Origin of the sequence: Kineococcus haloalkalitolerans (genome assembly GCF_050871905.1) — a bacterium.
Lineage (GTDB): Bacteria > Actinomycetota > Actinomycetes > Actinomycetales > Kineococcaceae > Kineococcus.
On sequence record NZ_JBJLSH010000092.1, the window covers coordinates 1 to 4418 of the forward strand.

Below are 4418 nucleotides of genomic sequence, written 5' to 3' on the forward strand. Positions count from 1 at the left end.
CAACCCCCTCCGCGGCCCCGCCCCCCCCCCCCCCCCCCCCCCCCCCCGCGCCCCCCCCCCCCCCCCCCCCACCCGCCCCCCCCCCCCTCGCGCGTCCGGACCCCTCACGGGGCGCCGGTACCCCCGTGGTCCTCCCCGTCGTCCTGCCCGTCGTCCTCCGCCCGGTCCGGCTCGCCCCTGCCGGGCTCGTCCAGGCCCCGCGCCGCCAGCGCCTCGCCCAGCGCGTGCGCGTGGGCGACGGTGCGCAGGAGCGCGGGCACGAGCAGGGCGCGGGGGTCGCGGCCGAGGCCGCGGGCGGCGGCGGCCGCGCGCGACTGCTCCAGCAGGCCGAGCACCACCGGCACGCTCGTCAGGGTCAGCACCAGCGCCAGGCCCACCCGGTCGGCGTCCACGCCCACCCGCGCGAGCGGCCGCGCCCCGCGCACGACGGCGTCCAGGAGCACCGGCAGGGGCGTGGTGGCGCTCAGCAGCGCCGCGCCCCACAGGGCGGCCACCAGCGCGGCCGGGACGGCCACGGCGTGCCAGGGCCGCCCCAGCCACAGCTGCACGAGGGCCAGCAGCAGCGGCAGCCACCACACCGCCCGCACCCGGCGCAGCGCCCAGGCGCGCGGCAGCCCGCAGCGGCGGGCGACGAGCGCGACGAGCGCGGCCAGGGCCACGGTCGCGCCGGCGGCGAGCGGTCCGGGGACCGCCAGCCGCAGCAGGCCCAGCAGCAGGCCCAGCAGCGCGAGCCCGGCGAGCTTGCGGCCCGCGGGGGCGCGGTGCAGGACCGAGGAGCCGGGCACGTGGTGGCCCAGCAGGCTCGGGGCCGCGTCCAGGCCCCGGCGCCGGGCGCGCCACCACCGGGGGGGCCGGAGGGAGGAGCGCCCGCTCACGCGCCCGCGGTGGCGGCGTAGGCGGCGCACACCTCGTCCGCGGGCCCGTCGGCGACCACCCGGCCCTCCTCCAGCCACAGGGCCCGCTCGGTGCGGGCGGCCAGCGCCAGGTCGTGGGTGGCCAGGACCAGCCGGGCCGGTCCGGCGAGGAGCAGGTCGGCCACGCGCCGGGCGGCGCGCAGGTCCAGCAGCGTCGTCGGCTCGTCGCAGGCCAGCACGGCCGGTCCGACCGCCAGGACGGCCGTCACGGCCAGCAGCTGCCGCTGCCCGGAGGACAGCTCGCGCACGGGGGCGTCGGCGTGCCCCCCCAGCCCGGCCCGGGCCAGCAGGGCGCGCGCGCGGGCGTCGCGCTCGCGCCGCGGCACCCCCGCGCGGCGCAGCGACAGCGCGAGGTCCTCGGCGGCGGTGGGCATGACCAGCTGGGCGTCGGGGTCGGGGAAGACGAAGCCGACGTGCCGGCGCAGCGCCGCCAGGTCCGTCTCGGGGGACAGCCCGTCGACCTCGACGGTCCCCGCCGACGGCAGCACCAGCCCGTCCAGCAGCCGCAGCAGCGTCGACTTGCCGGAGCCGTTGGGGCCGACGAGCGCGATCGAGCGCTCGGTCAGCTCCAGCGTCGTCGGGTGCAGCACGACCCGCTCACCGGCGCGCACGGCGGCGGCGTCCAGCCGGATCACGCGCGCGCCCGGGACGGGTGCTCGCGCCGGCTCGGCGGTGCGGTCAGCGGTCCAGGAGGCGCGGGAAGGCGCGGTGCACGGGAGCGGCCACCAGCACCGTCAGCGCCACCTTGACGAGGTCCCCGGGCAGGAAGGTGAGCGACAGGCCGGCGGCCACGTCCAGCGGCATCCCGCCGTTGACGGCCAGGCCGGGGATCCCGCCGGCGTACACGACGGCGATCCCGCCGAGCAGGCAGCCGGCCACCAGCGACAGCGGCACCAGGACGCCGCGGCGGGTCCGGTGGGCGGCGCGCACCCCGGCGCGGACGACGGCGCCGATGACCAGCGCCGCCAGCGGCATCGCCAGCAGGAAGCCGGCGCTGGGCCCGGCCAGCACGCCCAGCCCGCTGGCGCCCTGCGCGAACACGGGGGCGCCCGCGAAGCCCAGCAGCAGGTACAGCAGCACGGCCAGCGCGCCGCGCCACGGTCCCAGCACGGCCCCGCACAGCATGATCCCGAGCGTCTGCAGGGTGATCGGCACGCCCGAGCCGCCGATCTGCAGCGCCGGGGTGATCGCCAGGGCGCACACCAGCGCGGCGAAGACGGCCACCAGGGCCACGTCGGTGCCGGCGGAGGCGGGCCGGCGCACGCCGGCGGGGGCGGGGGCGGTGTCGCGGCGCGCCGCGCGGCGCAGCAGGGGGCTCACGGGCGCCGAACATATCCGACGGAGCCGCCCCCTCCGCCGCCCTAGACTGGAGCACCGTGTCCCCCACCCCCACCACGTGCCGCTGGAGCCTGCCCTCGTGATCGTCGCGTCCGGCCTCGAACTGCGGGCGGGTGCCCGGCTCCTCATGGAGGGCGTCGACTTCCGTGTCGCGCCCGGTGACCGCGTGGGCCTCGTCGGCCGCAACGGCGCGGGCAAGACCACGCTGACCCGCGTGCTGGCGGGGGAGACCCAGCCGGCCGCCGGGACCGTCTCCCGCAGCGGCGAGATCGGCTACCTGCCCCAGGACCCGCGCGCCGGCGACCCGGACACCCTGGCCCGCGACCGGATCCTGTCCGCGCGCGGCCTGGACGACGTCCTGACCCGCCTGCGCCGCGCCGAGCAGGAGATGGCCTCCGACGACGAGCGGGTGCGCGAGCGGGCCATGGACCGCTACGCCAAGGCGGACGCGCGGTTCGTGGCGCTGGGCGGCTACACCGCCGAGAGCGAGGCCGCGCGCATCTGCAGCAACCTCAACCTGCCCGAGCGGGTCCTGGACCAGCCGCTGCGCACGCTGTCCGGCGGGCAGCGCCGGCGCGTGGAGCTGGCCCGCATCCTCTTCTCCGCCAGCGAGACGCTGCTGCTGGACGAGCCGACCAACCACCTGGACGCCGACTCGATCACCTGGCTGCGCGAGCACCTGAAGGGGTACTCCGGCGGCCTCGTCGTCATCAGCCACGACGTCGAGCTGCTCGAGGTCGTCGTCAACCGCGTCTTCCACCTGGACGCCAACCGCGCCCGCATCGACGTCTACAACGTCGGCTGGAAGAACTACCTCAAGCAGCGCGACACGGACGAGAAGCGCCGCCAGCGCGAGCGCGCCAACGCCGAGAAGAAGGCCGGCGCCCTCATGGCGCAGGCCGACAAGATGCGCGCCAAGGCGACCAAGGCGGTCGCCGCGCAGAACATGGCCAAGCGCGCGGAGCGGCTGGTCAGCGGGCTGGAGGAGGCCCGCGTGCAGGACAAGGTCGCCAAGCTGCGCTTCCCGAAGCCGGCCCCGTGCGGCAGGACGCCGCTGACCGCCAAGGGCCTGTCGAAGTCCTACGGGTCGCTGGAGATCTTCACCAGCGTCGACCTGGCCATCGACCGCGGCAGCCGGGTCGTCATCCTCGGCCTCAACGGCGCCGGCAAGACCACGCTGCTGCGCATGCTCGGCGGGGTGGAGGACCCCGACACCGGCGAGCTGGTGCCCGGGCACGGCTTGAAGGTCGGCTACTACGCCCAGGAGCACGAGACGCTCGACCACGAGCGCACGGTCCTGGAGAACATGCGCTCGGCCTCGCCGGACCTGGACGACACCCGCGTGCGCACCGTGCTGGGCTCGTTCCTCTTCTCCGGCGACGACGTCGACAAGCCCGCCGGCGTCCTCTCGGGCGGGGAGAAGACGCGCCTGGCGCTGGCCACCCTGGTCGTCTCCAGCGCGAACGTGCTGCTGCTGGACGAGCCGACGAACAACCTGGACCCGGCCAGCCGCGCGGAGATCCTCGACGCGCTGCGCCACTACGAGGGCGCCGTCGTCCTCGTCACCCACGACGAGGGGGCCGTGGAGGCCCTCTCGCCCGAGCGGGTCGTGCTGCTGCCCGACGGCGTCGAGGACCTGTGGAACGACGACTACGCGGAGCTGGTGGCGCTCGCCTGAGCCGCGCGCGCCGCGGCTGCGTCCCGGGCGCGCCGCGAGCCCGCCCGACGTGTCGAGTGGCCGATGTGGCCCGTGGTGGTGACCATGGTCGTGGCCGGACGACGGGTCGGACGGCACGAGGGAGGTCACTGTGGCCGAGACGGTCAAGAGGGGAACCCGGCTGAGCGGTGCGGAGCGTGAGCAGCTCGCCGCGGAGCTGACGAAGGGCTACTCGGAGGGCAAGAGCATCAGGGCGCTCGCCGAGGAGTCCGGACGCTCGTACGGGTTCGTGCACCGGCTGCTCAGCGAGAGCGACGTGGCGCTGCGCAGCAGGGGCGGGGCGACCCGCGGGCGGCGGGCAGCGAGCAGCTGACCGCCGACCGCGGGCCGCCCGGCCCGCGGGCACGGGGACCCGGCCGCTCGTCGCCGACGGCCCGGGTCCCTCCGGGGGGGGGGGGGGCGGCGGGGGGGGGCGCGCCCCCCCGCCCCCGCGAGGCCCGCCCCCGCAC

Annotated in this window: 5 protein-coding genes; 2 read left to right on the top strand and 3 right to left on the bottom strand. The window is 77.7% G+C overall.

The features are described from left to right. Positions 1 to 104: 104 nt before the first annotated feature. Genes ACRYMY_RS19495 through ACRYMY_RS19505 form a run of 3 tightly spaced genes read right to left on the bottom strand, consistent with a single transcriptional unit; the run spans position 105 to position 2234 of the window. Positions 105 to 875, bottom strand: coding sequence for an energy-coupling factor transporter transmembrane component T family protein (locus tag ACRYMY_RS19495; protein WP_432548871.1), 771 nt, complete (start codon positions 873 to 875; stop codon positions 105 to 107). Then, positions 872 to 1549 (bottom strand): energy-coupling factor ABC transporter ATP-binding protein, encoded by a 678-nt coding sequence (locus ACRYMY_RS19500; protein ID WP_432548872.1) that lies wholly within the window; start codon positions 1547 to 1549, stop codon positions 872 to 874. The genes ACRYMY_RS19495 and ACRYMY_RS19500 overlap by 4 nt, the downstream gene beginning before the upstream one ends. A gap of 43 nt (positions 1550 to 1592) precedes the next feature. Further along, positions 1593 to 2234: a biotin transporter BioY gene (locus tag ACRYMY_RS19505; RefSeq protein ID WP_432548873.1), complete on the bottom strand. Its 642-nt coding sequence runs from the start codon at positions 2232 to 2234 to the stop codon at positions 1593 to 1595. Positions 2235 to 2331: 97 nt separating this feature from the next. Between ACRYMY_RS19505 and ACRYMY_RS19510 the strand changes: the two genes are divergently transcribed. Then, positions 2332 to 3930 (top strand): ABC-F family ATP-binding cassette domain-containing protein, encoded by a 1599-nt coding sequence (locus ACRYMY_RS19510; RefSeq protein ID WP_432548874.1) that lies wholly within the window; start codon positions 2332 to 2334, stop codon positions 3928 to 3930. Between the two features lie 130 nt (positions 3931 to 4060). Further along, positions 4061 to 4282: a helix-turn-helix domain-containing protein gene (locus ACRYMY_RS19515; protein WP_369052162.1), complete on the top strand. Its 222-nt coding sequence runs from the start codon at positions 4061 to 4063 to the stop codon at positions 4280 to 4282. Positions 4283 to 4418 lie beyond the last annotated feature (136 nt).